This window comes from Gordonia sp. JH63, assembly GCF_009856645.1.
In the GTDB taxonomy this organism is placed as follows: domain Bacteria; phylum Actinomycetota; class Actinomycetes; order Mycobacteriales; family Mycobacteriaceae; genus Gordonia; species Gordonia hongkongensis.
Genome location: NZ_CP047235.1, coordinates 2,870,806 through 2,894,674 on the forward strand (window position 1 = coordinate 2,870,806; position 23,869 = coordinate 2,894,674).

Consider the following 23,869-nt stretch of genomic DNA (forward strand, 5'->3'; position numbering starts at 1 on the left):
CGGACCCGCGGTGATCTCAACCTCCGTGGGACGAGCGTGTCTGCGCCAACGATCGTTCGAGAAGCGTTGTCAGCACTGCGAGATCGACATCTCGGAGCCGAGTGACGTGGAGGCACGACTTGGCGACGCGACACTTTCCCAGCCGGTCGATGAGATCTGGCCACTGCGTGGCGAAGTCGCTGACCAGGTAGATGGTGTGATTCTTCGGGCCGGGCGCGAAAGCGAGTTCCGGCGCCCGACCGCCATGCCCGCTGGCGTAGCGGTACTCGTACTCGCCGAAGCCGATCATGCGGCCGGCCCAGAGGACGGGCCGGTGTCCGGAGATCTCACCGAGCAAGGCGACCAGTTCATCGGCCTCGTCCCGACGTGGACCGACTGCTCGGTCGAGCACTTCCTCGATCGGCGCCTCGGACGGCCTCATCGCGGGCGCCTTGCCGCCGGCTCGCGGTTCTTCGTTCACAATCGATACCCACCGGTTCTCTTCGCCTGGAATGGCACGTCGCCGAGAAACTAGCAGACCTGATTGGTAGATCGGCACCGATCAGGACTCGCCCGACTGCTTCTGCCCAACCGCACCCTCCCCGCCGTGAGCCCGATGAGTTCTGCGAGCAACGAGGGTCTGCCCTCCTGCGGACCGAGCCGTCCGCGGCGAAACATCGATGTCGGCCGACGTCGACGACCAGAAGGCAGTCACACCATGACGGACGCAACCGGGGCAACCCTCACCTACACACTGAACGCTTCTCCCGCCGCCGTGTTCGACGCGTGGACGACGCCGGCTCTGTTCGCCGAGTTCTTCGGCGGCAGCGCGAACCAGGTCCCCGTCGAATCGGTATCGCTCGACGCCCGACCCGGGGGCACCTGGGCAGCAACAATGATCGTTGGGGGCGATTTCCCCGAAGTCCATTGGCGCGGTGAGTACGTCGAGGTCAGCCGACCGAACAGACTCGTACTGACGATGACCGACGAGCCGGGTGATGAACGTGAACTCCTCACCGCTGACTTCATGGCAGTCGACAACGGCACCGAGATCCGTTTCAGCCAAACCGGTGGCAACCTCACCGACGAGCAGTACGAGTACGCGGCCGCCGGCTGGCGCGCGGCGTTCGAAGCGCTGGACGCTCTGCTCGCCGGATAGGCTCGGGGGTTAGGTGGCGAGCGGCGCCGCTGAGCGAGATTGCAACCGGCCAGGACGAACGATGAACAGACCTCGACGTCTGGACGTCGGAAACGTCCGCCGCCGGCTCGCGTCTAGTCCCAGCCCGCCGTCTCCGCCGCCGCTCGATGAGTCTGCTCGAGGAACTTCAGGACCACGGCGTCCGGGTCCGGCGATTGGCGTACAAGCTGATACGGCAGGATGTACTCGCCCAGTGCGGCATCCCACCGCGCCGGAGCCTCGACCGCCGGGTGCGTGTCGTAGCCCTCGGGATGTGGGTAGGCGTAGGCGTAGAAGGCCCCCTCCTCGGCGCCACCCGGCCAGTAGCCCGCGCTCGACACCTCGTCGCTGTAGGCCTCGTGCATCACCCAGTCGGGGCAATTCGGCACCCCACCCGGATGCTGGGGTGCACTGCGTCCCGAGAACCGTGTGACGGCCAGATCGAAAGCGCCCCAAAAGAAGTGGACCGGTGACGACTTGCCGCGGAAGCGGCCGCGGAACTCCGACAGCACGCGGTGCGCACTGACGAGAGACCGCCAGAACCGAGACACGGCGTCGGCGTCGTACGACGAGTGGGCGGTGTCCTCGGCGAACGGGGTCGCATCAGGCAGTTCGACGGGGGTACCGACGATGGCGATGTCGAAGCCGAGGTCGGCGAGGTGAGCGGTGTACTCCGCGTAGAAATCGGCGACCGTCCGCGGTTCCAGCTTCATCTGACGGGTGCTGCCATCGGTGACGAGGAAGAGCAGCTGGTGGTCCAGAAAGTCGAAGCGGATCTCGAGGCCGCGGTCTCCGACGGCCATCAGGGACGTGGTCAGGCCACGCGCGTCCACATACAGCGGTACGCCCCACCAGTGGTTGACCTCGGGTCCGAGAGCGAGACGCGTCTTGCCGACGATCTGGGTCCACAACTGGACGGTGTCCCTTGTGTCGACCCACGACTCCACCGGTAGTGCGGGCCAAGCCTCGTATTTGGTTTCCATGTCGCCAATGATCCCGGACGCGTCAACTCGAACGTGCCGATGAGCCGTCGGCCCTGTGAAGTTTCGACGGAGACACCGACGAACACCTGCGTAACCTGTCGCGGAGACGGCAGTCGGACACGACCTCGACGTCGCTATCAAGGAGGAGCATTGCCGCGCATCACGCTCGGAACGGTCTTGATGTTCGTCGCGATCGGAACCACCATCGTCACCGCGTTACTCGGGGCGCCGGATTGGCTGATCGTCGTCGTAGCCGCCTTGCTCTTCGTGCTCGCCCTGGTGCTCCCGATCGCAATACGGGACTTCGGGGCGAACAGGCACGTGCAAGGCCGAGGGGCCGAGAGGCCAGCGGGGGCTCCGTCCCGGCCGCCGCACAGTCGTCATACGGGAAGCTCCGACTCGTCCTCGAGTTGGTTCGGTTTCGATGGCGGATGGTCAGGCGACGGCGGCTCCGATTCCTCTGGCGGAAGCTCGGGTGGCGGCGACTAGTGGGTCGACCACCCGGTCCATTGCGAGACGTCGACGAATGGCTGGTCCACTCCCCCCGCACCTCCTCACGGTGACCTGGCTCTACGTCCCGACGCCAACGAGTGGCCTAGCACCAGTGAAGTGCGGGTGCGCCTCTCCCCCGGCCAGGCAGGCGGCACCGAGTTGGAGCTCATCCATGCAGCATTCGTCGGAGAACCCTTGTTCGCGACGTACGGACCAGGTGCCGGCGGGGTCGGTTGGGATCTATTGCTCCTCGGTCTGACCCGGCTGCTCGTCGATGGCGAAACCGCTGACCACGAAGCAATCGAGAAGTCTCCCGAGGGACGCGAGTTCATCCGCCGTAGCGCGGCGGCCTGGGGAGAGGCACACCTCGCGGCCGGAGGTGAACCCGCGCAGGTCGCGGCCGCGGCTGCGGCCACCGCGAAGTTCTACGCACCCGATTCGGTGTGATTCCGGGTCTATTCGCGATACAAATCGGCAAACAACAGCGTTAAACGCCTATCGTCGGACCGCCGTCCCTTTTCTCGCATCCCCCCGGCGAGATTTGCGATGTGATAGACATTCGTCAGACCTCTGAGGCGGCTTAGAATGAAGCAATATTCGCGAATAGTCCTGGTGCTCATTGTGGCAATCGGAATCGGGCAATGGACACCGAATGTCGCAGGTGCAGCGCCGGGCCCGGGTGGGGCGACAGTGCTGACACTGGACCCGGCCTTCCGCTCGCTTCCGATGAACTGGCTGCGCGGTGAGCTGTTCGCACCACCCAATCGAGTGGTGAACGTGCCGTACAACAACTTTCCCGGCGCGACGAACACCCACCGCGGACGCGACAAGTTGAACGAGATGCTGCACGAGATCCCCGGGCGGAAGATCGTCGTCGGACACAGTCAAGGCGCGCAAGTTCAGGATGATTGGCTGCGCACCTACGGTCCCACCAGCGACATCGACCCTGCCACAGTGACGTTCGTCCTGACCGGTGATCTCGAATCGAAATACAACGGTTGCGCCAACCAGGGAGGATGCCGCGCGGACTACGGCGGCAACAACTTTCCCGATGACACCCGATACACCGTCAAGATAGTTGCGCGACAATACGATTTCTGGGCCGATGCACCCAACCGCGACCTCATGAACGACGCCGCCCGACGAAACCACAGTGCGTCGGATTCGGTCGGCGGACGTGGTGAAGGCCGCCCGGTACACAACGACTACAGCATGATCGGGCTCGACGATCCGGCCAACAAGACGTTCGTCGAAGGCAACGCCACCTACATTCTCGGCGCCCCGGCAACCTATTACCTGCCCATGGTCACCCAGATGTGGACGACTGCCGCCCGCAAGGCCGAAGAGGACGCACGACTTCGTCCGGAGGTCGAGAAAGCCTACGACCGGCCGATGGGTTCGCCGCCGGCCCCCTCTGACACCTGAGCCGGTTCATCTGACCCGAATCGGACAGAACCGAAGTTCGAGCGCGCGCCGGCACCTAACATCAGGACTGCAACGTGACGGCATGACGAGCGAGGACCGGCATGAAAAAGACCCTGAATTCCCTGTCCGAAAGCGAATATGTACTCGTCCGCGAGACCAAGAAATCACAGATGGCCGGCCTCGACGAGGACGGACTGATCGATCTGCACTCGCGAATCCGGCGCGCACGGAACAAGCACGTCACCCTCTACCGCCGTGCGGGTGCTGAGAAAGTCAAGACCAAAGGCGGCCGTGGGAGCGCGAAAGCAGCAAATGCCCGGAACGCCGCTAAAGCCGAGGTCTTCGAGGACGCCTTGAGCCGCGTGAGCCGTCGACTGGCCAGGGTTTCTCGAGACGCCGCTCTCGAATTGAAGGCCGAGCGACTGGTCCGGGCGCGTACCGACAGCCCGACATCTCAAAAGGACACCGGCAAGGGCAGAGGCAAGGACAAGGGCAAGGGCAAAGTGGCGTCGTCGGGACGAATCCGGACCGACGACACCCGCGAATCACCCGGTCGAAAGAAGTACGAGGCCTCGACCATCGCCGCCGGTGCGCGACGTCAGACCAAGAAAGACCGGAGGCACGAATCCTGACCGGCGGACCGACATCGCCCCTGACCGCTTCACCGGAAGCGCTGCCCACCTGTCGGTAACCTCACGTCATGTTGATCTGGATCAACGGCGCCTTCGGCGTCGGTAAGACACAGACCGCACACGAGCTTCACCGCCGGCTGACTGCGTCGCACGTGGCCGATCCCGAACTCCTCGGATTCGCGATGCACAAGATGCTGCCGCCCGCCCGGCGCGACGATTTTCAGGACCTACCGCAGTGGCGCACGGGCGTCACCCAAACCCTCTTGGATGCCGAACAATCCAGCGACTCCCCGGTGATCGTTCCCATGACGCTCGTCGACGCTGAGTACTTCGACGAGATCGTCGGTGGACTCAAAGAGCATGGCGTCGATGTCAGGCACTACACCCTGACCGCTTCCGTCGAAGTGATCCATCGACGTCTCAGAGCCCGCCTTGCTCACCGTCTCGGCCCCATCCTCGGCGCCGATGAGACCTGGGCGATGAAACAGACTGGGAGGTGCGTCGCCCGGCTTGGCGAGGACCGATTCGCAAGCCATGTGCCAGCAGACGAACGCAGTGTCGACCAAGTTGTCGAGCACATCGCCGACGATGCCGGACTCGAACTCTCCCGTCCCCGTTTGTCTTCGGCGCGTTATCAGCTGCGTAGGGCAGCAGTCGCAGTTCGACACATCCGAACGTGAGCCGACACTCGTCCGCGAGACTTCTAGAGGCCTCGAATGGCCGTGGTGACGGTGAACAAGTTCTGCACCCGCGATTCGCCGCGGCGTGAAACTAGGTCTCACGGGACCCCGGCGCGCCGAAAGTGCAGCAACGGAAACGGCCGGCCGTCGGAATCCACCGGCGAGCGGCCCACCTGCTCGAACCCCCTGCGCCGATAGAACTCCACGGCGCCCGGGTTCTGTTCGTTGACGTCGAGTTCGTCGACGCCGCCGTGCGCGACCGCGTGATCGAGCAGCACCGTGCCGATGCCCCGCCCGTGGGCGGCCGGATCGACGAACAGCATCTCGAGCCGATTCTCTGCGGTTCCGCTGAAGCCGACGACCACTCCGTCGGCCTCCGCGACGACCAACTCGACCGCCGGAAAGTAGTCACGTGCGAGCCGATCCGCGTAGCCGTAGATGTCGGCAGGAGTCAGGAAGTGATGCGTAGCCTCGACCGCCGAACGCCACACGGCCACGAGGCGGTCCGTGTCGGCGTCGTCGGCCTGCCGAAGTCTCACCTCAGCCACGGGTCGCCGAACGAGCGCGGGCCCAGCAGGTCGGTGTATGCACGATCGGCACAGTAGTGCGCGCCGGCGTCGAAGGGCAACGGTGTTGTGATCTGCCGCAAACCCCGGCATCGCCGTTCTCGGCGGATATCGTGATCACGACACAATCCGCAGGGCGAGGGGTAGCACGTGCTCGAGATCCATGGTCTGTCGAACGAAACGGTCGTACTCGATGGCGAGTGGTTCGAGAAACTCCGCGGCGGCACGTCCAAGACCCGGTTGCCGGCAGCATCGTTCGTCTCCGCGGAGGTCACCGAGACCAACCGACGGAAGAAGCTGTTCGGCGGTGAACGCGAACAGCTCCTCCAGGTGACCCTCACCTTCTCGCGCCCGCCGTTCGTCGGGCTGATGACGTCGGCGGAGAACCGGGCGAAGGTCGACGCACTCGTCGCCGGACTCGAAGCAGCCCGCGACGCGGGTTGAGCAACCGACGCGACGCTATGACGGCCCCGAGCTCCGATCCTGTTGCACGCGAATCAGTTCGAGCAACAATCGACGGAGTTCCGGTTCTGACGCGCCGATGGACGCGATCAGCGCCGGGTCGGTTCGCTCCCGTTCCAGCAATGCGCGGTAGACCTCGGCACCGGCCGGAGTCGCGCTCACGTGCTTTCTCCGCTCATCGTCGGGATCGACCTGACGCCGCACGTAACCCATCCGTTCCAGTCGCTCGATGGTGCGGCTCGCAGTTTGATCGGTCACCCTGGCCTTCTTGGCGACCTCGCGCTGGGTGGCCGGTCCCGTGCTCACCACATGGAGGACGACGAGTCCAGCGCTCGAGATGTCGTACTCCCGCAGTACCGCCTCCCAGGCGTGCTCGACGAGCCGTGCCGCCACCGACAGCAGCCGACCGGTCGGCCACCCGTCCATCCCGTCGTTTCCGTCGTCCACCTTGTCCTGCCGATTCTCTACGTCACACCCCGCAGACTTGCAATTGTTCAGCCTGCTGAACATCATGGTGCTCACGCACTCCACCCGCAACCGACGAACGGAAGCCCGTGAACCCACCCACCTCTGCTCGACGAGTCAGTCGCTTGCGATGGATTCTGCCAGCCCTCTTGGTCATCGGATGGCTGGCCCTGGGTTCTGTCGGCGGACCGTTCGCCGGAAAACTCGGTGACGTACAGGCGAACGACAACACGTCGTTCCTGCCCGCATCCGCCGAAGCCACCGAGGTCTCCCGCCTGGAAGCGGACTTCGTGGACTCCTCCGAGATCCCGGCCGTCGTGGTGGCCGAACGTACGAGCGGCATCACCGACGCCGACCTCGCGTTCGTGTCCGAGGCGGTGGGCAAGGTCGCCGGCACGGACGGGATCTCCGAGCGAACGTCTCCGCCGATCCGCTCGCAGGATGGTCAGGCGATCCAGATGATCGTGCCCGTCGACTCCTCCGGGGAGATCTCGGAAAGCATCGAGGCTCTGCGTGCGGAACTCGCGAACGGCCCGCCCGAGGGACTGTCGGTGTATGTGACCGGACCCGCAGGCATCGCGGGCGACCTCACCGAGGCGTTCGGCGGGATCGACGGCTTGTTGCTACTGGTTGCCGGCGCGGTCGTCATCCTGATCCTCATCGTGGTGTACCGCAGTCCGATCCTGCCGTTCGTCGTGATCGTGTCCGCCGTGTTCGCGCTGGGGCTCGCCAGTCTGCTGGTCTACGTGCTCGCGTCGAACGACGTGCTCACCCTCAACGGCCAGAGCCAGGGCATCCTCTTCATCCTCGTGTTCGGTGCGGCGACGGACTACGCCCTGCTCCTGGTGTCCCGCTATCGAGAAGAACTGCGACTCACCGCCGACAAGTACGACGCCATGCGGGCCGCGTGGCGCGCGACCCTCGAACCCGTCGCCGCCTCCGCCGGCACGGTCATCGCCGGTGTGTTGTGCCTCCTGCTGTCGGATCTGAACTCCAACCGCGGTCTCGGTCCCGTTGCCGCGATCGGTATCGCGGCGTCGTTCCTGGCGTCGATGACGTTCCTCCCCGCGGCACTGACCCTGCTCGGACGCAGTGCCTTCTGGCCGAAGCGACCGGTCGTCGACCCGGCGTCGGCGCAGCGTGAGGACAGCAGCAACCATCGCTTCTGGGGCGCCTTGGCGAACCGGATCGGACGGCACCCCCGGCGCTTCTGGGTGGCAACGACGTTGCTCCTCGTGCTCTTCGCGTTGTTCCTCCCCCAGTTCAAGGCCGACGGTGTCGCGCAGTCCGACACCTTCCTCGTAGCGGTGGAGTCGCAGGAGGGCCAAGAAGTCCTCACCGCCCACTTCGACGCCGGGGACGGTTCACCCGCGGTCATCATCGCCGACGCCGCATCGCTGCAGCAGGTGCAGAACACGGCGGCGAATGTCGACGGCGTCGCCGAGGTCGTCCCGGTCACCGATCCGGGCGGCGCCCCCAAGACGGTCGACGGACGGGTCGCTCTGCAGGCGACCCTGACCGATCCGGCCGATTCCCTGGCCGCCGAGGAGACCATCGAGCGTCTTCGCGACGCGGTGGGGAACGTCAACGGCGCCGACGCGCTCGTCGGCGGTCCTACCGCGGTCGACCTTGACACCAAGACGACGGCCATCCACGACCGGAACCTGATCATCCCGATCGTCAGCATCGTCGTGCTGCTCATCCTGTGCGCGCTGCTCCGGGCGATCGTCGCCCCGATTCTCCTGATGGCCACCGTCATCCTGAGTTTCGCGGCGACTCTGGGAATTTCGTCGATCGTGTTCAACCACATACTCGGATTCCCCGGCGCCGACCCGGTCGTGCCGCTGTTCGCGTTCGTGTTCCTGGTCGCGCTGGGCATCGACTACAACATCTTCCTGATGACCCGCGTCCGCGAGGAAGCACTGCAGATCGGTACGCGCCGAGGTGTTCTCCGTGGGCTCACGGTCACCGGCGGAGTCATCACCTCGGCCGGCGTGGTCCTCGCGGCGACGTTCTCCGCCCTGGCGGTCATCCCGCTGATCTTCTTGGCGCAGATTGCGTTCATCGTCGCCTTCGGCGTCCTCCTCGACGCGTTGATCGTCCGGACCCTGCTCGTCCCGGCGCTCGTCTACGACATCGGCCGTCCCGTGTGGTGGCCCAGCGCGCTGGCCAAGAAGGAGGATGTCCCGGAGGACGACGAGTTGGTGGAGGCAGGACCAAGGCAGAGCTAGGAAAGTCCGGACTCTTCATACCGAACAGCCGACGGTCCCGGCCCTCAGGAGCCGGGACCGTTCGACCGCTGGCAGGATCAGCACTCGACCTGGCCGATGACGGCGGTGCTCGCGATAGGATCGGTCCCGATGAGCCGGAAGAACAAGCAGTCCCGTGGCGCCAAGCGGACCGAGAAGGCGAAGAAGCGGGCTGCCCGCCGAAACAGCAACGTGATCCCGATCCGGGGTCGCGACACCTCGGAGATGGGCGTCCTGTTGCGCGAGTTCGAACGATGGCTGCCCAGCGAGGAATTCGAAGACGATCCGGACAAGCAGGCAGCCATCGTCGACGCCGTCAGAGCGCTGGACTTTGCCGTCGGCTACGCATTGCCAGACCATCGGCCCACCGAGTGGTCGCTCGATGAGGTCGATGCGGCAATCGACTTCGCCGAGTACATGGAAGAGGAAGAGGACGACGCCTTACCGGCAAGCATCGCGGTCTTCGCACTGCGCCTGTTCATCGATTTCCTCGTCACCACTTCCAGGTGGACAGGAGCCATCAGCGCCGATGTCGTGATGGGGGCTTGCCAGGGATACCTCCTCGACTCCATGGGCGGGCTGAAGGTCGAGGTCGACGACATCGACAGCTCCGCCGAGCGCGATGCACTGGAAACGGTTCGGGTTTTGCAGCGGCTCGATGTGTTGATGGACTGGATCGGCCACAAACGGCCGGTGACGCCGAGTGGATGGCTCAAGCCGGCACTGCTTCCGGACCTTCTGCAGGCCCTTCAGATCGAGCAACCGTCAGCAGCACTCAAGGCAATGAAACATCATCGCGTTCTTGCCGAGATCTGGGAGCTCGCCCGGGATGCCCAGTTGATCGCAATCACTTCATCCCATGTCTACCCGGGCCCGGCGGCCGCGTACTGGCGTGGACCACAGTCGCTGACGACGCGACGCAGCACGCTGGCTGCGGCCGTCGGCAGGGCGTTGACCTCTGATTCGAGTGCAAAGGCACAGTTTGTGGACGGTATCGTCGCGCGCGTCGTATACCACGGGCTGACGATCATGCCGTTTGCCGCCGATCGCTTCGCCGCCCTGCGCGATGACGGGCTGATCTCACCGGAGATTCCCAAGGCTCATTCTCGCGTCGAGCACATCATCGAGGACGGGTGGCTCGTCCTCAACGATGACGGTGACTACGTCGTCCCCAAGGGGTTGCGACCCGCTGTGTGGGACGGATTTCCGGAACGTCACATTCCGGAAAGCGGGGAGGCGACGACCATGATCACTGTGCGCGCCGAACTCGCCGGCGTCCGACCCAGAGTCTGGCGACGGATTCGAATACTCGCGCTGGTTCCATTGAACGAACTCCACGAAGTGCTGCAAGCTGCATTCGCCTGGAACGATGCGCATCTCTACGCGTTCACGACTCCATGCTTCGGCCACGAGCACCGGTATCTATCAGACGAGGCGATGGGCACCGCACGGGCCGGCAGGTACACGGAGTCCGTCTTCGACTCGACTCTGGGTGAGCTGGTCGACGAGCCCGGCGACGTGGTGTCCTATGAGTACGACTTCGGGGACGGCTGGGAAGTGAGCATTGTCGTCGAGGCATTCACCCCGATGAATGACGGCGAACCGCCGGTGTCGATCGTCGCCGGCGGCGGAACCGCCCCGTTCGAGGATGTCGGCGGAGTTCCCGGATGGGCGGATTTCATCGAGGCCGTCAACGATGAGACGCACCCGCGCCATCTGGAATTACGCGAGTGGGCGGGCCTGACACCTGGTTCGGCCTTCGACCCGACGTCGTTCGACATCGATGTGGTCAGGCGCCGATTAGGCGTGTGATCCACAGCGGGCTTAAGCCGACGCGGCGGACCGGTTGGTTCGGCGTCGGACAGCAGCGCCGATGACCGTGATCGGGCGATTGAGCAGCGTGGCGATCCGGCCGGCGAGGGTGTTCGGATCCCGCGCGACCCCGAGCTGCATGAACATTTTCAAACGGTCGAAGTAGGCGCGCTCCGCAACCAGATCTGAGCCCGCGAAGGTGAACACCGCGACGATGGGCAGGTCGAGAGACCGACCCGTCGGGGCAAGGCCGCGATATGGGCCCAGATGTGTTCCGCGAACTCGCGTCTCACAGATGACTCGATCGTTGTGATGGCACAGCGTCTCGGGGTCGACATCGAAATGCATGTCCGGCAATGCGGTGAACAGTTCGTGATACGAGGCCGACACCGCGTCGTGGCCATCGGCGATCTCACCGGGCAACTCGGTACGTGCCGCGCCGTCTTTGAACGTCGCCAGCGTGGCACCGACGTCGTGCCGATTCTCGGCCTCGAGATGCGCCAGAACGGTGGCCTCCCGCGTCGCGACGAGCGCTGCTGCATTCGGGTCGGTTGGGTTCATGAGGTCCCCGCAGTCATCGGCCCCGCTCCGAACAGCGGGTATGCGCAATCACGGTACCGGGCGGACGCACCGTGTGCGACCGAGATTCGCCGAATGGACGACGAGCACGTCCGCCCGGACCGCCGACGGCTCAGCCGAGTCGCTCGTAGATCGTCGCGTTGGCCAATCCGCCTGCCTCACACATCGTTTGCAGGAGGTAACGACCGCCGCGCTGTTCCAGCGCGTTCAGTCCCGTGGTCGCGAGGCGGGCACCGCTGGCACCCAGCGGGTGGCCGAGCGCGATCGCACCGCCGTTGACGTTGACTCGATCCACGTCCACCCCGAACTCCCGCGACCACGCCAGTACCACCGGCGCGAACGCCTCGTTCACCTCGAACAGGTCGATGTCCTCGACTCGCAAACCACTGCGTGACAGTGCCTTCCGCGTCGCCGGGATGATGCCGGTGAGCATCAGGAGTGGGTCGTCACCGGCGACCGCGATGGTGTGCACACGAGCGCGCGGACGCAGACCGAGTTCGGCGGCTTTCTCCTCGCTCATCAGCAGCACCGCCGACGACCCGTCGCTGATCTGACTCGCACTCGCCGCGGTGATCCGCCAGTCGATCTCGGGGAACCGGTTCGCGATCGCCTCGTCGTAGTAGGCCGGTCGCAACCGGGCGAGGTCGTCGAGGTTGCCCCCGAGCCGGATGCCCTCGTCCGACGTCAGCCCCGCGATGGGGGCGAGTTCGTCGTCGAAGAGTCCGTTCTTGGTGGCGGTGGCGGCGAGATCGTGTGACTGCAGCGAGAATTCGTCGATCTCGCGTCGCGAGATGTCCCAGCGGGCGGCGATCAGTTCCGCCGAGATCCCCTGACCCACGAGGCCCTGCGGGTATCGTTCGCCGAACGCCCGTCCGTTGAGATCGGCGGTACCGGCAACGGCCGAGCCCATCGGGATACGGGACATCGATTCGACACCCGCGGCGACCGCGATGTCGTACGTGCCCGCGATGATGCCCTGCGCGGCGAACGCGATGGCCTGTTGCCCGCTTCCGCATTGGCGGTCGACGGAGACCCCCGGCACGGATTCGGGGTAGCCGGCGGCCAGGAGCGCGCGCCGCGCGATGTTGAAACTCTGCTCCCCCACCTGACTGACGACACCGGTGATCACGTCGTCGACGAGTTCGGGATCGACACCCGAACGGTCCACGACTGCTCGGAGGCTGTGCGCGAGGAGGTCGACGGGATGAACGTCGTGGAGGGCGCCGGTGGGCTTGCCCTTGCCGATGGGTGTGCGAACAGCGTCGACGATGACCGCAGATCTCATGACTGATCCTCCGTCAGTGTGCGGATCGGAACGCAACCCGATCCGGATGATGGCTGACTTTTGTCTGCCAAAGTCAGGTCTACGCTCTGGCTATGGTCTTGTCAAGTCAGGGTAGGCTGGGGGCATGATGCACCTGAAGGGCCCGCTGGCCGAACGCGACAGCTGGGAGGCGAGCGGCTGCTCGATCGCGAAGGCGATCGACCTGGTGGGCACCCGGTCGGCGATCCTTATCCTGCGGGAGGCCTTCTACGGCGCCACCAGGTTCGATCAGTTCAGCCGGCGGGTCGGGATCAGCGACGCGGTCGCGTCGGCCCGCCTGCGCGAACTCACCGAGGCCGGGATCTTCACCAAGGTCCCCTACCGCGACGCCGGGCAGCGCGAACGGTTCGAGTATCAGCTCACCGACATGGGCCGCGATCTGTTTCCCGTGGTGATGTCGTTGATGCAGTGGGGCAACGACCATCTGCAGCCCGACGGCCCGCCGCTCACCGTCACCGACCGAGCCCAGGCGCCCGTACGCGTGGGCGTCGTCGCCGAACCCACCGCGGTTCTCACACCCGAGGACGTCGAGGTGCGAATCGCCCGGCGCCGCCGCTGAGTCCGTGCCGGCAGAGAGGTCGCGATGATCCTCCCCACAGTGTTCGACCCCCGCTTGGTCACCATCCGTCGTGGCGGGACACTCACCGACGCCGATCACCACTTGCTGGCGCTCTGGGCGGCACGGTGTGCGGAGCACGTTCTGCCCTTGTTCGAGTCGGCACGGCCGGATGACGCTCGCCCCAGGGAGGCCATCGCGGCGGTCCGCGCGTGGACCCGGGGCGAGCTGGCGATGATGGAGTCGCGCGCCGCCGGCGGACACGCCATGGGTGCCGCCCGCGATCTACGTGGCGCACCGCGGTTCGCCGCCTACGCCGCCGGGCAAGCGGCGGTGACCGCGCACGTCGCATCGCACGACCTCGGTGCCGCGGCGTACGCGATCAAGGCAGTCCGGTCCGCACACGGGGTCGACGCGGGTAGACACGAATGCGCTTGGCAGCGAGAACATCTCCCTGTTCGGGTACGCGAGTTGGTGCTCGACGACCAACATGCCCGCAATGACCTGTGCTGGCAGGTCTTCATCGACGATCGACAGCAGGTCGGCGATCGGTGATTCGCGTTCACCGGGGTGTTCCTGTTACTGTCGCAGTCACGCTCCTGCGGTGCTGTAACCCGCATGTCGAGCCAGAGGCCGGGGTGATTACAGAAACCCCCGGTCTTGTCCAAACTTCGACGGTCGTCCCGGTTTGCTGCCGCGACCACCGGGTACGCGTCTCGACATGACCTTCCATCGTGGCGTCGTCCCCGGCATCCACTGGCTCGAGTACGCCTACACGAATCAGTACCTGATCGAGGACCAGGACCGGCTGATCCTCGTCGACTGTGGACTCCCCCGTTCGTACGAACCCCTCGTCAAGGCCATCCGGGAACTCGGCCGTGACACCGATGCCGTCTCCGACCTGATCATCACCCATGGTCATTTCGATCACGTCGGCACCGCGCGCCGCCTGGCGCGCGAGTGGCGGATCCCGGTCCACGTCCATCGCGACGATGCGTGGCTGGCGTCCCACCCCTACCGCTACGCGCACCAGAACGCGACCAGATTCGGAGTGCCCCTTCGTCATCCGCGTTCGCTACGCCTGCTCGGACGCATGGCGGCGGCCGGTGCGTTCACGGTGCGCGGCGTCGATCACCTGGATGTGACGCCTTTCGGCGACGATGCCCTGCTCCCCGGTGACGCGCAGGTGGTGCCGACTCCCGGTCACACTTACGGCCATGTGTCGCTGCACTTTCCGTTACGTGACGCGGTCATCGCCGGCGACGCGCTCGTCACCCTCGATCCGTACACCGCGGCGACCGGCCCGCGTATGATCGCCGGTTCCGCAACCGCCGACCTCGATCGCAACCGGGCGTCGCTCGACGCATTGGCAGCGACGGATGCGAAGTCTTTGCTTCCCGGCCACGGGGTGCCGTGGCATCACGGGGTGGCCGTCGCGGTCGACCGGGCGCGTCAGACCAACGGCTGACACGTCGGACGGCCGACCGCCGGATCACGAGCCGGACGGCGAGACGGGCCGACGCTTTCCGCATCGGCCCGTCCGGCCGTCGCCGATCGCCCGGCTACTGGGAGGCGGTGCGACGCAGCTTGGTGTTGACGAACTCGCCCATGCCCCAACGCCCGAGTTCGCGACCGTAGCCGGACCGCTTCACCCCGCCGAACGGAAGGCCGGGCAGCGTGGTGCCGTGTTCGTTGACATACGCCATGCCGACTTCGAGTTGGTCGGCGACCTCCTCGGCCTTGCCGATGTTGCCGCTCCACACCGAGCCGCTCAATCCGAACTCGACATCGTTGGCGAGCGCCACGGCGTCCTCCGGGGAGGACACCTTGTAGACCATCGCGACGGGCCCGAATATCTCCTCGGAGTAGGCGTCCATGTCCGGGGTGATGTCCGTCAGCACAGTGGGTTCGAAGAAGGCTCCGTCGCGCTCCAGCGGCTTCCCACCCGTCCGCAGGGTGGCGCCCTGTTTCACCGCGGTCTCGACCTGTTCGGCCACGGTGTCGCGCGCCGACAGGGACGACAGCGGACCCATCTGAGTGGAATCGTCGGACGGATCACCGACCACCGTCGACTCGAACTGCTTGACCACACCGTCGACGAAGTCGTCGTACAACTCGTCGAGAACGATGAACCGTTTCGGCGAGTTGCACGCCTGGCCCGCGTTCGACAGCCGTGCGCCCGCCGCGATCTTCGTCGTGCGTTCCATGTCGGCGGAGTCGAGCAGGATGAACGGGTCCGAACCGCCGAGCTCGAGCACGGACTTCTTCAGGTTCTCCGCGGCAACCTTCGCCACGGCTGCACCCGCCTTCTCACTGCCGGTGAGCGATACACCGCGTATCGCGTTGTGCGCGAGCAGGTCTGCGATCTGATCACTGCTCGCGTACACGTTGATGTACGCGTCGGCAGGGACACCCGCGTCGTGCAGGATCTCAGCCATCAGCGCCGACGACGCCGCGCAGATCGACGCATGCTTGAGAATGACGGTGTTGCCGGCCAACAGGTTCGGCGCGACGAAACGTGCGACCTGGTAGTAGGGGTAGTTCCACGGCATCACGCCCACCAGTGGTCCGATCGGCGCGGCCTGCACTATCGACGCATCCGCGCCCTGCGGGTCGAGGGCCTCGGTCTCGAGCAGATCCGGTCCGTGCTCGGCATACCAGCGATAGATGTCCGCGGCCAGCTGGACCTCTCCCGCCGCCTCCTTGGCGGGTTTGCCCATCTCGGTCGTGATGACGGCCGCGAGCTCATCGGCTCGCCTCTCGTACTCGTCAGCGGTCCGGGAGAGAATTGCGGCCCGTTCGGATGCCTCGGTCGCTCGCCACTCCTGGTATGCCGCGAGTGACCGTTCGGCCACGCCGGCCACCTCGTCGTCCTTCAGTCCGGGAAATTCCCGATCGGTCGTACCGGTGGTCGGATTCGCGGTGACATATGTGCCCACCAGAGCACCTACCTTCCTCTGTCGTGTGAATCCCGACTGTCCACAGCCCGGGATCATTCGGGTACCCGGGTCCCTGTACGCAAAACCTCGGTCGTCGGCGCGCTTCGGTCACACGGCGGCCCCAGACCTGCTCTAATGGGTCCGCGGTCCGTGTCCGGACCCGTGATCGACCGACACGCGGCGAATGCCGGACGTCGACCTGGGGGTGGGTCGCCGGTCGTGACGGCAGTGTCCGAGGGGGAACGAAGAGTGTCACGCTGGCAGCGAGCCGCAGGGCTCGGTTGTGCATTTCTGATCGCGGTCGTCGCGAGCGTCTCGACGGGTCAGCCGGCGGGGGCGACTCCACCGAGGCTCGGCGACTCGGCGCGGATCCTTGCGGTGTCCTCGGAGACGGCGACACGCACGACGATGACCGTGTATTCCGCCGCCATGAAGCGGCCCGTTCGGGTGAGCGTGCTCGCCCCCCGCGATCGGACCGGCCCACGGCCGACCGTGTACCTCCTCGACGGCATCGACGGTGGGGTCTACACCAGCTACACGCAGAGCGGGTGGACCTTCCAGACCGACATCGCGCGCTTCGTCGCCGACAAGAAGGTCAACGTGGTTCTGCCCATCGGGGGTACGGGCTCGTACTACACCGACTGGCGCCGAATCGATCCCGTCCTGGGTCGGAACATGTGGGAGACCTTCCTGACCGAGGAACTCCCTCCGCTGGTCGACGGACGCTTCCGGGGCAACGGACGGAACGTGATCGGCGGGCTGTCGATGGGGGCGCTGGGCGCGATGTCGATCGCGGTCCGCAACCCGGATCTCTACCGGGGTGTGGTCGCCTTCAGCGGGTGCCTCGATCAAGGGTCGCCGGAGTTCCGGCAGGCGACCGCCACATCGGTCACGACGAGGGGTGGGAACCCGGAGAACATGTGGGGCCCGCTCGATCACGACAACTGGGATGCCCACAATCCCGCCGGTCACGTGTCCGCGCTACGCGGTAAGCCCGTGTATGTAGCGGTCGGCAACGGTCTGCCCGACCCGGCCCTCGGGCTGGCCGGGCTGGCCTCACCCGTCGGAGGCGTGCTCGAGGGCATCGTCGCCCGATGCACCGAGAGCTTCAAGCGTCGCGCAGACCGAGCCGGGGTCGACATCACCTACGACTTCCGTGCCGGTCTCCACTCGTGGGGTTACTGGAACCAGGATCTGCACCGAGCCTGGCCCACGATCGCCCGGGCACTGAAAAGCGCGGGCTGACGCGAGCGTCGGCGTCAACGCGCGCTTTTCCTCTTCCGAATCAACGAGACATCCTCGAGTGCCCGTTTTCGCTCACGACGTTCCTTGAGTTCTTGCCGTCGCTTTTTCGAGCTCGAATTCTTTTCCGCCATTTTTCCTCGAATCGGTCGTGGTCTACAGCGGGTCGATCCCGCTCTCGTCGTGACCATAGCCCAGAAACGACAGAAGTCCATCCCGTCCGATCTGGTGCCGACTTCATACGTTGTAACACAGTACTTTTCATTTACTGTGCGCCCGCGAAATGCGCCGGACTGGCTTTTATTTTTTTCTGGGCTAGAGTCCATGGCACCGGTCGCAGATGGCCGGTAGCAGCGAAAGGAAGAGTGGCCGTGAAAGCCGTTGTGATGGAGTGCCGAATACGCGTGTGTGGCTCCCCCGGTCGGGTCAGAGAATTCGTCAAGCAAGCGTCGACTCGCGCGCACGACGCCTTTCCCCACCCCGCCAGGTGTTCGGTTGTCGTCGAGGAGTCGGAGTCGTTGCTCCTCCGACGGCAATGGCACCGCGAGAACGACGTGGACGTGTTCGGAGTACCCGAGGGGCGGGATGTGTGCTGCGGTTTCGCGGACTCGTCCGGACGACTGACCGTCGCGAGACTCGAGAGCCTGTCACGCGACATCCTGGCCCACCTCGAACTGGATCCGTGGGTGTCCGACGACACCGAGTCGGTGCCTTGGATCCTGACGCTCACCACTGGTGCCGATCCGACGTCCAGGCATGAGATCGTGACCCGACATCCGTCGCTCCAGGTGCGACGACCTGTTCTGGCCCGCGCGTGATCCGCGCATAGCGGTGCCCGACCGGACTGCTCCGCAGGTGAGCGGGTCCGACCACCTCACTGCGGACACACCGCGGTCGTCGTCCGACGGACCGGTCTGCGGTCGAATTCCTGTCACTCGATAGGGTGCGGGTGGCGGCGTGCTCACCTGGGCACGTCGCCGTCCCACACCTACGGAGAAGGAAGTGGTCGCCATCGTGCTCGACGAGAAGATCAGCGATCTGTACGCGCAGGTTGTTGCGCGGAACCCTGGGGAGGCCGAGTTCCACCAGGCCGTCAGGGAGGTCTTCGACAGTCTGGGTCCGGTCTTGGCGAAACATCCCCACTACGCGGACGCCGGGATCATCAAGAGACTGACGGAGCCCGAGCGCCAGATCATCTTCCGAGTGCCGTGGGTCGACGACCAGGGACAGGTGCAGATCAACCGCGGGTTCCGGGTCGAGTTCAATTCCGCACTCGGTCCCTACAAGGGCGGCCTTCGATTCCACCCGAGCGTCTACCTGGGCGTGGTCAAGTTCCTCGGGTTCGAGCAGATCTTCAAGAACGCACTGACCGGGCTCCCGATCGGCGGCGGCAAAGGCGGCGCCGACTTCGATCCCAAGGGACGCTCCGACGCGGAGATCATGCGGTTCTGCCAGTCGTTCATGACCGAGCTCTACCGTCACATCGGCGAGTACACCGATGTGCCCGCGGGTGACACCGGCGTCGGCGGTCGGGAGATCGGTTATCTCTTCGGCCAGTACAAGCGCATCACCAACCGTTACGAGTCCGGCGTGCTCACCGGCAAGGGACTCGCCTGGGGTGGGTCGCAGGTCCGCACCGAGGCGACCGGGTACGGCGTGGTGTTCTTCGTCCGCGAGATGCTCGCCGCGGCCGGCGACGACCTCGACGGCAAGACCGTGGTGGTCTCGGGCTCGGGCAATGTGGCGATCTACTCCATCGAGAAGGTGCAACAACTCGGCGGTCGCGTGATCGCGTGCTCGGACTCCGGGGGCTACGTCGTCGATGATGCCGGTATCGACCTCGAACTGCTCAAGGAAATCAAAAACGTTCGGCGCGGCCGTATCTCGGATTACGCCGACGCCCGCCGCGGGTCCGCCCGTCACGTCGACACCGGATCGATGTGGAGTGTGCCCACCGACATCGCCATCCCCTGCGCGACGCAGAACGAACTGAACGGGGTCGACGCCACTCAACTGGCGAAGAACGGATGTCGCATCGTCGCCGAGGGCGCGAACATGCCCAGCACCCCCGAGGCGGTGCGCATCTTCGCCGACGCCGGCGTCGGCTTCGCCCCGGGCAAGGCCGCGAACGCGGGCGGCGTCGCCACGAGCGCACTCGAGATGCAGCAGAACGCTTCTCGGGATTCGTGGACGTTCGCGCACACCGAGGACCGATTGTCGGAGATCATGACGGCCATCCATGACCACTGCCTGCACACGGCAGACGAATACGGGGCGCCGGGCAACTACGCGACCGGTGCCAATATCGCGGCGTTCACTCGCGTGGCCGACGCGATGCTCGCACTCGGTCTCATCTGACCCGATTCGGACGCCGACTCGCTTCCTCTTGACCTTCAGGTTGGTCGAAGCCGGATGATCTGCGATATGCCCTCCGTTCCCGAAGTCAGCGAACTCGTCCCGATCGGCGCGTTCGCGCAACGCACCGGTTTGACCGCGTCCGCGCTGCGGTTCTACGACGACTCGGGGTTGCTCACCCCGGCCGCCGTCGACGCGTCGACCGGATATCGCCAGTACAGCGCGTCGCAGGAGCGGCACGCGATCGCACTCCGGCGACTCCGCGAGATCGGGATGTCGCTCGCCGACATCCGCACGGTCCTCGCCGCCGAGCCGGGTACCGCCGGCGGACTGATCGACGAGCACGTGCGGACCGTCGCAGCCGATGCCGATCGGATTCGGCGCGAGGCCAGGACGATCAAGATGTCGATCGCCGCGGAGTCGAGAACGCTGTGTGCGGCCGACCTCCGTGATGGTCTGTCCGACCTGGCACGGGGCGGCGTCGTCGTCATCGACGCCGTGGCCGGCGCAGTTCGATTCCGGCTCGACGGTCGGGACGATCTATGGTGCCGCCTACTCGACGGGCCGTTTCCCGCGCACCAGGTGATGATCGAAGCCCTGCCCACGGTGACCATGCGCGCGAGTGTCGCGAAAACCGCTGTGTTGCAATCGTTGGAGCGCTGTGCAACCGACCGGGTGCACCTGGACTTCACGTCGGCGGCGCTCACACTGAGCGACGCCTCGTCGGCACAACTCGCCGTCGTGCCAGCCGAGACCTGCGGCCCCCCGATCGCACTGTGGTTCGAGGTCTCGACGCTCTACCCCGCGGTCCATGTGTCGATTGGGGCCGAGATGATGATCGACGTCCGCAATCGGGACCTCCCGATGACGATTCGGTCCGCAGACGGCGGCGACCTCACCTTGGTCGTCATGCCGGTTTCCCACAGCCGCCACAATGACTGAGCAGAGGATCTGATTGATTTGACCGACGTCGGCACGGACCCAACGATGGACGCACTCACCGAGGCGGTGACCCTCGGACGCAGCGGCGAGACAGTCCTGGCCCGTGAGATCCGAGGCCTGAGCGACGGGGCAACGAGCAGCCGCTCAGGTCACGGCGATCTGCGCCGTACCATCTCGGCGATCCAGACCGGCGCATACGGCGAAGTACAGCCCGGGGAGGTCGGGTAATCCTCCAGCACTCGCAACCGCTGACCGATGTCGATTGCACGGGAACGGAAGTCGGGATTCTCGATGCCGATGGTCGCCAGGCATGTGTTCATCGCCCACTGCAGGCGTGGCGGTGCGTTCCCCATGTCGGACTCGATGGTGTCGAGCAACCCGGCCGTGTCGAGGTCACCGGGCTTCTTGACCACTCGATCAGCGGTCAGGGCCCATCCCGCCGCGGCGACACCGGGCTCGGCGTCGGCCATCCACGACCTCCGCAACTCCTCGGCATGCGGACTCTTCTTGACGACGTAGTTGACGAGCCAATCGTGGACCTTCGGCCGGTCGACCTCGCGGATCATCGTGTCGAGCTGCGCGGGGTCGAACGCCCGCGGGCGACAGATCAACAGTGCGAGCAGACGCGGCGCGGTGTCGCCCGTCGCCCACAGCTCTGCGGAAAGTTCGGGCTGCGTTCGCAGTCGTTTCGCGATCGCCCTGAGCTTCGTGAGATTGACCCCGTGGTCGTCGCCGTGTTTCTCGTTGACCGCTCGGATCCGCGGGTCGTCGAGACTGCGGAGCTCGCCGAGGACGTCGGCGAGAGTCTGTTGGATGTCGGACATTCCGGTCATGATCCCCTCTGGAAGTGCGCACACAGCCTACGACGCTCGATGTCGCCGCGGGTTGTGTGCTCATCAATCCGGAGGGCCCGCCAGTATCCGCACGTCGGCGACGTCGTACTCGGCAACGAACGCCGACCGGATCGCCCGTGACTGGTCCTCGCCGACCCCGTCGCCACGGAAAGCCTCGACCGCCGACTGCGAGTCCCAGCGCTCGAAGATGTTGATCCGGCCGGGGTCCATCGAGTCCGCGGAGATCGCGAAATCGAGACACCCCGGTGCCCGACGGGCGGCACCGACCACCTCGTCGCAGCCGGCGATGTACGCCGCGCGCTGGTCCGGGTCCACTCGCAGACTGCCGGCAACGATCACCATTGGTTGCTCCTCCATCGATACTCCGGTGCACCGGTGTCCCGGCGCGAGACGTCACCGCTATGGTGAGGGCGACAGGAGTGCAGACCGGCACGACCCGGCGAACTCATCGCTCACGATCGACGTGGCCGCGCGACGCTGCGCCACGGCCTACTCTGATCGAATGGCTTTGGTTCTGGGTCCGATCCTCCGGCACGTCGACGAAACCTCCGCGCTGATCTGGGTGCAGACCGACGAACCCGGCGAGGTCGAAGTCCTCGGCTGTGCGACCCGGACGTTCGAGGTGTCCGGTCACCACTACGCGCTGGTCGAGGTCAGCGGCCTGGTGCCCGACACGGTCTCCGAGTATCAGGTCCGCGTCAACGGCGCCCTCGAGTGGCCCCTCCCGGACACCGAGTTCCCGCCCAGCGTGATCCGGACCCGGGGACCGGACACCGCGGACCGGCACCGGTTCGTCTTCGGGTCCTGCCGGTATCCGCGGGCCGAGGACCCCAAGCTCGACGAGAAGCTCGGACTCGACGCATTGGACTGCTACGCGGTCCGAATGCGCCACCTCCCGGTGGAGGAGTGGCCGGACACCCTCATTCTGCTCGGCGACCAGGTGTACGCGGACGAGCTGACCCCGCAGGTGAAGGAGTCGCTGGAGTCGAGCCGGGCCTCGACCGCCGGACCGTCCGACGAGGTCGTCGACTTCGAGGAGTACGAGGGACTGTATCGGCACACCTGGGGAGACCCCGAGATCCGATGGATCCTCTCTACGGTGCCGACGGCCATGATCTTCGACGATCACGACATCCGTGATGACTGGAACACCTCGGACACCTGGCGTCGGCAGATGAGTGAGAAGCCGTGGTGGCAGGACCGGATCCGCGCCGGCCTCGCGTCGTACTGGGTGTATCAGCACGTCGGCAACCTCTCCCCCGCCGAACTCGCCGAGTCCGAGGACTACCGCCGCGTCCGCGAGATCGACGGTGACTGCTGGCCCCACCTGATCGAGGTCGCGGATCGTGCCGACCGGGAAACCGACGGAACCAAGGGTGCCCGGTTCAGTTTCCGGTGGAACCTGGGCAACACCAGGCTGGTCATGATCGACTCCCGCAACGGTCGCATCCTGTCCGACGGAACGCGAAAGATGCTGAGCGACAACGAATTCTATTGGGTTGAGAGCCAGGTCGACGACGACATCGAGCGACTCGACCACCTGGTCCTGGGTTCATCACTGCCGTGGTTGCTCCCGCCGGTCATCGGTGATGCGGAGACTGTGAACGAGATCGGCGCCCGGCGGCCGGGCCGTCGTGGACAGCTGGCCGAGAAGATCCGGCAGGGGGCCGACCTCGAGCACTGGCCGGCCTTCTTCGATTCCTTCGTCCGGCTCAGCGAGATGATCCGACAGGTTGCGGCGCGCGACCCCGGGCCCGCGACGGTCAGCGTGCTGTCCGGCGACGTCCACCACAGCTATGCCGCGCGTGCGACTTTCCCGGACACAACGAGCGCCGACGTCCACCAGCTCGTGTGTTCGCCGGTGCACAACGCGATCCCGCCGTACATCAAGGCGGTTTTCCGGCTGGGGTGGTCGAATCGGCTCGCCGCGGTCGTCCGGCGCTGGGCGCGTCGTGGTGGCTCGCCCGAACTGCCCGTCGCCTGGCGAAACACCCTGGGCCCGCTGTTCGGCAACACCATCGCGACGCTCTCGGTTCAGGGACGCTTCGCCGAGGTCACTTTCGAGCAGCCCGACCTGGACGGGACCCTGAGTAGAGCCGGAAATATCTGTCTGACATCGGAATTCGTGGCAACAGAGCGCACATAGCGCGCATTGT

Annotated in this window: 25 protein-coding genes; 16 read left to right on the forward strand and 9 right to left on the reverse strand. The window is 65.7% G+C overall.

The window, feature by feature from the left end; all coding sequences use genetic code 11:
• Positions 1-16: 16 nt before the first annotated feature.
• Positions 17-421 carry a DUF1801 domain-containing protein gene (locus tag GR168_RS12895; protein ID WP_068970457.1) on the reverse strand — a complete coding sequence of 135 codons (405 nt, stop codon included), beginning with the start codon at positions 419-421 and terminating at the stop codon, positions 17-19.
• Positions 422-697: 276 nt separating this feature from the next.
• Between GR168_RS12895 and GR168_RS12900 the strand changes: the two genes are divergently transcribed.
• Positions 698-1,138 (forward strand): SRPBCC domain-containing protein, encoded by a 441-nt coding sequence (locus GR168_RS12900; protein ID WP_065631660.1) that lies wholly within the window; start codon positions 698-700, stop codon positions 1,136-1,138.
• Positions 1,139-1,251: 113 nt separating this feature from the next.
• Here GR168_RS12900 and GR168_RS12905 read toward each other — a convergent pair whose 3' ends face one another.
• The gene (locus GR168_RS12905) at positions 1,252-2,139 is read right to left on the reverse strand and encodes a DUF5996 family protein (protein ID WP_065631659.1); all 888 of its coding nucleotides are present in this window, start codon (positions 2,137-2,139) and stop codon (positions 1,252-1,254) included.
• Positions 2,140-2,754: 615 nt separating this feature from the next.
• On the opposite strand from GR168_RS12905, the gene GR168_RS12910 reads away from it, so the two are divergent.
• The 4 genes from GR168_RS12910 to GR168_RS12925 all read left to right on the forward strand — a co-directional run bounded on the left by GR168_RS12910 (position 2,755) and on the right by GR168_RS12925 (position 5,368).
• A complete protein-coding gene (locus GR168_RS12910; RefSeq protein WP_203235851.1) occupies positions 2,755-3,078 on the forward strand; it encodes a hypothetical protein in 324 nt (107 codons plus the stop codon).
• 279 nt (positions 3,079-3,357) lie between these two features.
• The gene (locus tag GR168_RS12915) at positions 3,358-4,056 is read left to right on the forward strand and encodes a PE-PPE domain-containing protein (protein ID WP_223258861.1); all 699 of its coding nucleotides are present in this window, start codon (positions 3,358-3,360) and stop codon (positions 4,054-4,056) included.
• Positions 4,057-4,157: 101 nt separating this feature from the next.
• On the forward strand, positions 4,158-4,688 hold the full coding sequence (locus GR168_RS12920) for a hypothetical protein (protein ID WP_065631656.1): 531 nt from the start codon (positions 4,158-4,160) through the stop codon (positions 4,686-4,688).
• 68 nt (positions 4,689-4,756) lie between these two features.
• Positions 4,757-5,368 (forward strand): AAA family ATPase, encoded by a 612-nt coding sequence (locus GR168_RS12925; RefSeq protein WP_068970446.1) that lies wholly within the window; start codon positions 4,757-4,759, stop codon positions 5,366-5,368.
• Between the two features lie 98 nt (positions 5,369-5,466).
• Here the strand turns inward: GR168_RS12925 and GR168_RS12930 are convergent, their stop codons facing one another.
• Entirely contained in the window at positions 5,467-5,916 is a 450-nt protein-coding gene (locus tag GR168_RS12930) for a GNAT family N-acetyltransferase (RefSeq protein ID WP_238994896.1), read from the reverse strand.
• 168 nt (positions 5,917-6,084) lie between these two features.
• On the opposite strand from GR168_RS12930, the gene GR168_RS12935 reads away from it, so the two are divergent.
• Complete coding sequence (locus GR168_RS12935) at positions 6,085-6,378, forward strand: hypothetical protein (RefSeq protein ID WP_065631654.1); 294 nt, start codon at positions 6,085-6,087, stop codon at positions 6,376-6,378.
• Between the two features lie 15 nt (positions 6,379-6,393).
• Here the strand turns inward: GR168_RS12935 and GR168_RS12940 are convergent, their stop codons facing one another.
• Entirely contained in the window at positions 6,394-6,909 is a 516-nt protein-coding gene (locus GR168_RS12940) for a MarR family transcriptional regulator (RefSeq protein WP_083207431.1), read from the reverse strand.
• A gap of 101 nt (positions 6,910-7,010) precedes the next feature.
• Here GR168_RS12940 and GR168_RS12945 point away from each other — a divergent pair, with 101 nt between their 5' ends.
• The gene (locus tag GR168_RS12945) at positions 7,011-9,092 is read left to right on the forward strand and encodes an MMPL family transporter (protein ID WP_238994897.1); all 2,082 of its coding nucleotides are present in this window, start codon (positions 7,011-7,013) and stop codon (positions 9,090-9,092) included.
• Between the two features lie 243 nt (positions 9,093-9,335).
• On the forward strand, positions 9,336-10,922 hold the full coding sequence (locus GR168_RS12950) for a plasmid pRiA4b ORF-3 family protein (protein WP_159370896.1): 1,587 nt from the start codon (positions 9,336-9,338) through the stop codon (positions 10,920-10,922).
• A gap of 12 nt (positions 10,923-10,934) precedes the next feature.
• On the opposite strand, the gene GR168_RS12955 is transcribed toward GR168_RS12950, so the two are convergent.
• Together GR168_RS12955 and GR168_RS12960 are read right to left on the reverse strand one after the other, a co-directional pair.
• On the reverse strand, positions 10,935-11,483 hold the full coding sequence (locus GR168_RS12955; RefSeq protein WP_159370897.1) for an ester cyclase: 549 nt from the start codon (positions 11,481-11,483) through the stop codon (positions 10,935-10,937).
• 130 nt (positions 11,484-11,613) lie between these two features.
• Entirely contained in the window at positions 11,614-12,786 is a 1,173-nt protein-coding gene (locus GR168_RS12960) for an acetyl-CoA C-acyltransferase (protein WP_159370898.1), read from the reverse strand.
• A 124-nt stretch (positions 12,787-12,910) separates the two neighbouring features.
• Here GR168_RS12960 and GR168_RS12965 point away from each other — a divergent pair, with 124 nt between their 5' ends.
• The 3 genes from GR168_RS12965 (at position 12,911) to GR168_RS12975 (ending at position 14,849) form a co-directional block, all read left to right on the forward strand.
• The gene (locus GR168_RS12965) at positions 12,911-13,384 is read left to right on the forward strand and encodes a helix-turn-helix domain-containing protein (RefSeq protein WP_159370899.1); all 474 of its coding nucleotides are present in this window, start codon (positions 12,911-12,913) and stop codon (positions 13,382-13,384) included.
• Positions 13,385-13,408: 24 nt separating this feature from the next.
• Positions 13,409-13,936: a putative immunity protein gene (locus tag GR168_RS12970; protein ID WP_058253520.1), complete on the forward strand. Its 528-nt coding sequence runs from the start codon at positions 13,409-13,411 to the stop codon at positions 13,934-13,936.
• Between the two features lie 166 nt (positions 13,937-14,102).
• Positions 14,103-14,849, forward strand: coding sequence for an MBL fold metallo-hydrolase (locus tag GR168_RS12975; RefSeq protein WP_159370900.1), 747 nt, complete (start codon positions 14,103-14,105; stop codon positions 14,847-14,849).
• Between the two features lie 94 nt (positions 14,850-14,943).
• On the opposite strand, the gene GR168_RS12980 is transcribed toward GR168_RS12975, so the two are convergent.
• Complete coding sequence (locus GR168_RS12980; protein WP_159370901.1) at positions 14,944-16,320, reverse strand: NAD-dependent succinate-semialdehyde dehydrogenase; 1,377 nt, start codon at positions 16,318-16,320, stop codon at positions 14,944-14,946.
• A gap of 249 nt (positions 16,321-16,569) precedes the next feature.
• Here GR168_RS12980 and GR168_RS12985 point away from each other — a divergent pair, with 249 nt between their 5' ends.
• From GR168_RS12985 to GR168_RS13000, 4 genes are all read left to right on the forward strand, one after another.
• The gene (locus tag GR168_RS12985; RefSeq protein WP_159370902.1) at positions 16,570-17,565 is read left to right on the forward strand and encodes an alpha/beta hydrolase family protein; all 996 of its coding nucleotides are present in this window, start codon (positions 16,570-16,572) and stop codon (positions 17,563-17,565) included.
• Between the two features lie 557 nt (positions 17,566-18,122).
• Positions 18,123-18,380: a hypothetical protein gene (locus GR168_RS12990; protein WP_231742623.1), complete on the forward strand. Its 258-nt coding sequence runs from the start codon at positions 18,123-18,125 to the stop codon at positions 18,378-18,380.
• A gap of 184 nt (positions 18,381-18,564) precedes the next feature.
• The gene (gene gdhA, locus GR168_RS12995; RefSeq protein ID WP_159371923.1) at positions 18,565-19,920 is read left to right on the forward strand and encodes an NADP-specific glutamate dehydrogenase; all 1,356 of its coding nucleotides are present in this window, start codon (positions 18,565-18,567) and stop codon (positions 19,918-19,920) included.
• 66 nt (positions 19,921-19,986) lie between these two features.
• A complete protein-coding gene (locus GR168_RS13000; RefSeq protein ID WP_159370903.1) occupies positions 19,987-20,859 on the forward strand; it encodes a MerR family transcriptional regulator in 873 nt (290 codons plus the stop codon).
• 149 nt (positions 20,860-21,008) lie between these two features.
• Here the strand turns inward: GR168_RS13000 and GR168_RS13005 are convergent, their stop codons facing one another.
• Both GR168_RS13005 and GR168_RS13010 read right to left on the reverse strand, forming a co-directional pair.
• Complete coding sequence (locus GR168_RS13005) at positions 21,009-21,692, reverse strand: DNA alkylation repair protein (RefSeq protein WP_159370904.1); 684 nt, start codon at positions 21,690-21,692, stop codon at positions 21,009-21,011.
• A 63-nt stretch (positions 21,693-21,755) separates the two neighbouring features.
• On the reverse strand, positions 21,756-22,055 hold the full coding sequence (locus GR168_RS13010; protein ID WP_058253492.1) for an antibiotic biosynthesis monooxygenase family protein: 300 nt from the start codon (positions 22,053-22,055) through the stop codon (positions 21,756-21,758).
• 160 nt (positions 22,056-22,215) lie between these two features.
• Between GR168_RS13010 and GR168_RS13015 the strand changes: the two genes are divergently transcribed.
• Entirely contained in the window at positions 22,216-23,859 is a 1,644-nt protein-coding gene (locus tag GR168_RS13015; protein ID WP_159370905.1) for an alkaline phosphatase D family protein, read from the forward strand.
• Positions 23,860-23,869 lie beyond the last annotated feature (10 nt).

Excerpts from the sequence above, each read along its gene's own strand:
- GR168_RS12895 (WP_068970457.1), bottom strand. The coding sequence starts at position 421 with ATGAGGCCGTCCGAGGCGCCGATCGAGGAAGTGCTCGACCGAGCAGTC.
- GR168_RS12900 (WP_065631660.1), top strand. The coding sequence starts at position 698 with ATGACGGACGCAACCGGGGCAACCCTCACCTACACACTGAACGCTTCT.
- GR168_RS12905 (WP_065631659.1), bottom strand. The coding sequence starts at position 2,139 with ATGGAAACCAAATACGAGGCTTGGCCCGCACTACCGGTGGAGTCGTGG.
- GR168_RS12915 (WP_223258861.1), top strand. The coding sequence starts at position 3,358 with ATGAACTGGCTGCGCGGTGAGCTGTTCGCACCACCCAATCGAGTGGTG.
- GR168_RS12920 (WP_065631656.1), top strand. The coding sequence starts at position 4,158 with ATGAAAAAGACCCTGAATTCCCTGTCCGAAAGCGAATATGTACTCGTC.
- GR168_RS12925 (WP_068970446.1), top strand. The coding sequence starts at position 4,757 with ATGTTGATCTGGATCAACGGCGCCTTCGGCGTCGGTAAGACACAGACC.
- GR168_RS12940 (WP_083207431.1), bottom strand. The coding sequence starts at position 6,909 with ATGATGTTCAGCAGGCTGAACAATTGCAAGTCTGCGGGGTGTGACGTA.
- GR168_RS12950 (WP_159370896.1), top strand. The coding sequence starts at position 9,336 with ATGGGCGTCCTGTTGCGCGAGTTCGAACGATGGCTGCCCAGCGAGGAA.
- GR168_RS12955 (WP_159370897.1), bottom strand. The coding sequence starts at position 11,483 with ATGAACCCAACCGACCCGAATGCAGCAGCGCTCGTCGCGACGCGGGAG.
- GR168_RS12960 (WP_159370898.1), bottom strand. The coding sequence starts at position 12,786 with ATGAGATCTGCGGTCATCGTCGACGCTGTTCGCACACCCATCGGCAAG.
- GR168_RS12965 (WP_159370899.1), top strand. The coding sequence starts at position 12,911 with ATGATGCACCTGAAGGGCCCGCTGGCCGAACGCGACAGCTGGGAGGCG.
- GR168_RS12970 (WP_058253520.1), top strand. The coding sequence starts at position 13,409 with ATGATCCTCCCCACAGTGTTCGACCCCCGCTTGGTCACCATCCGTCGT.
- GR168_RS12975 (WP_159370900.1), top strand. The coding sequence starts at position 14,103 with ATGACCTTCCATCGTGGCGTCGTCCCCGGCATCCACTGGCTCGAGTAC.
- GR168_RS13000 (WP_159370903.1), top strand. The coding sequence starts at position 19,987 with ATGCCCTCCGTTCCCGAAGTCAGCGAACTCGTCCCGATCGGCGCGTTC.
- GR168_RS13005 (WP_159370904.1), bottom strand. The coding sequence starts at position 21,692 with ATGACCGGAATGTCCGACATCCAACAGACTCTCGCCGACGTCCTCGGC.
- GR168_RS13010 (WP_058253492.1), bottom strand. The coding sequence starts at position 22,055 with ATGGTGATCGTTGCCGGCAGTCTGCGAGTGGACCCGGACCAGCGCGCG.
- GR168_RS13015 (WP_159370905.1), top strand. The coding sequence starts at position 22,216 with ATGGCTTTGGTTCTGGGTCCGATCCTCCGGCACGTCGACGAAACCTCC.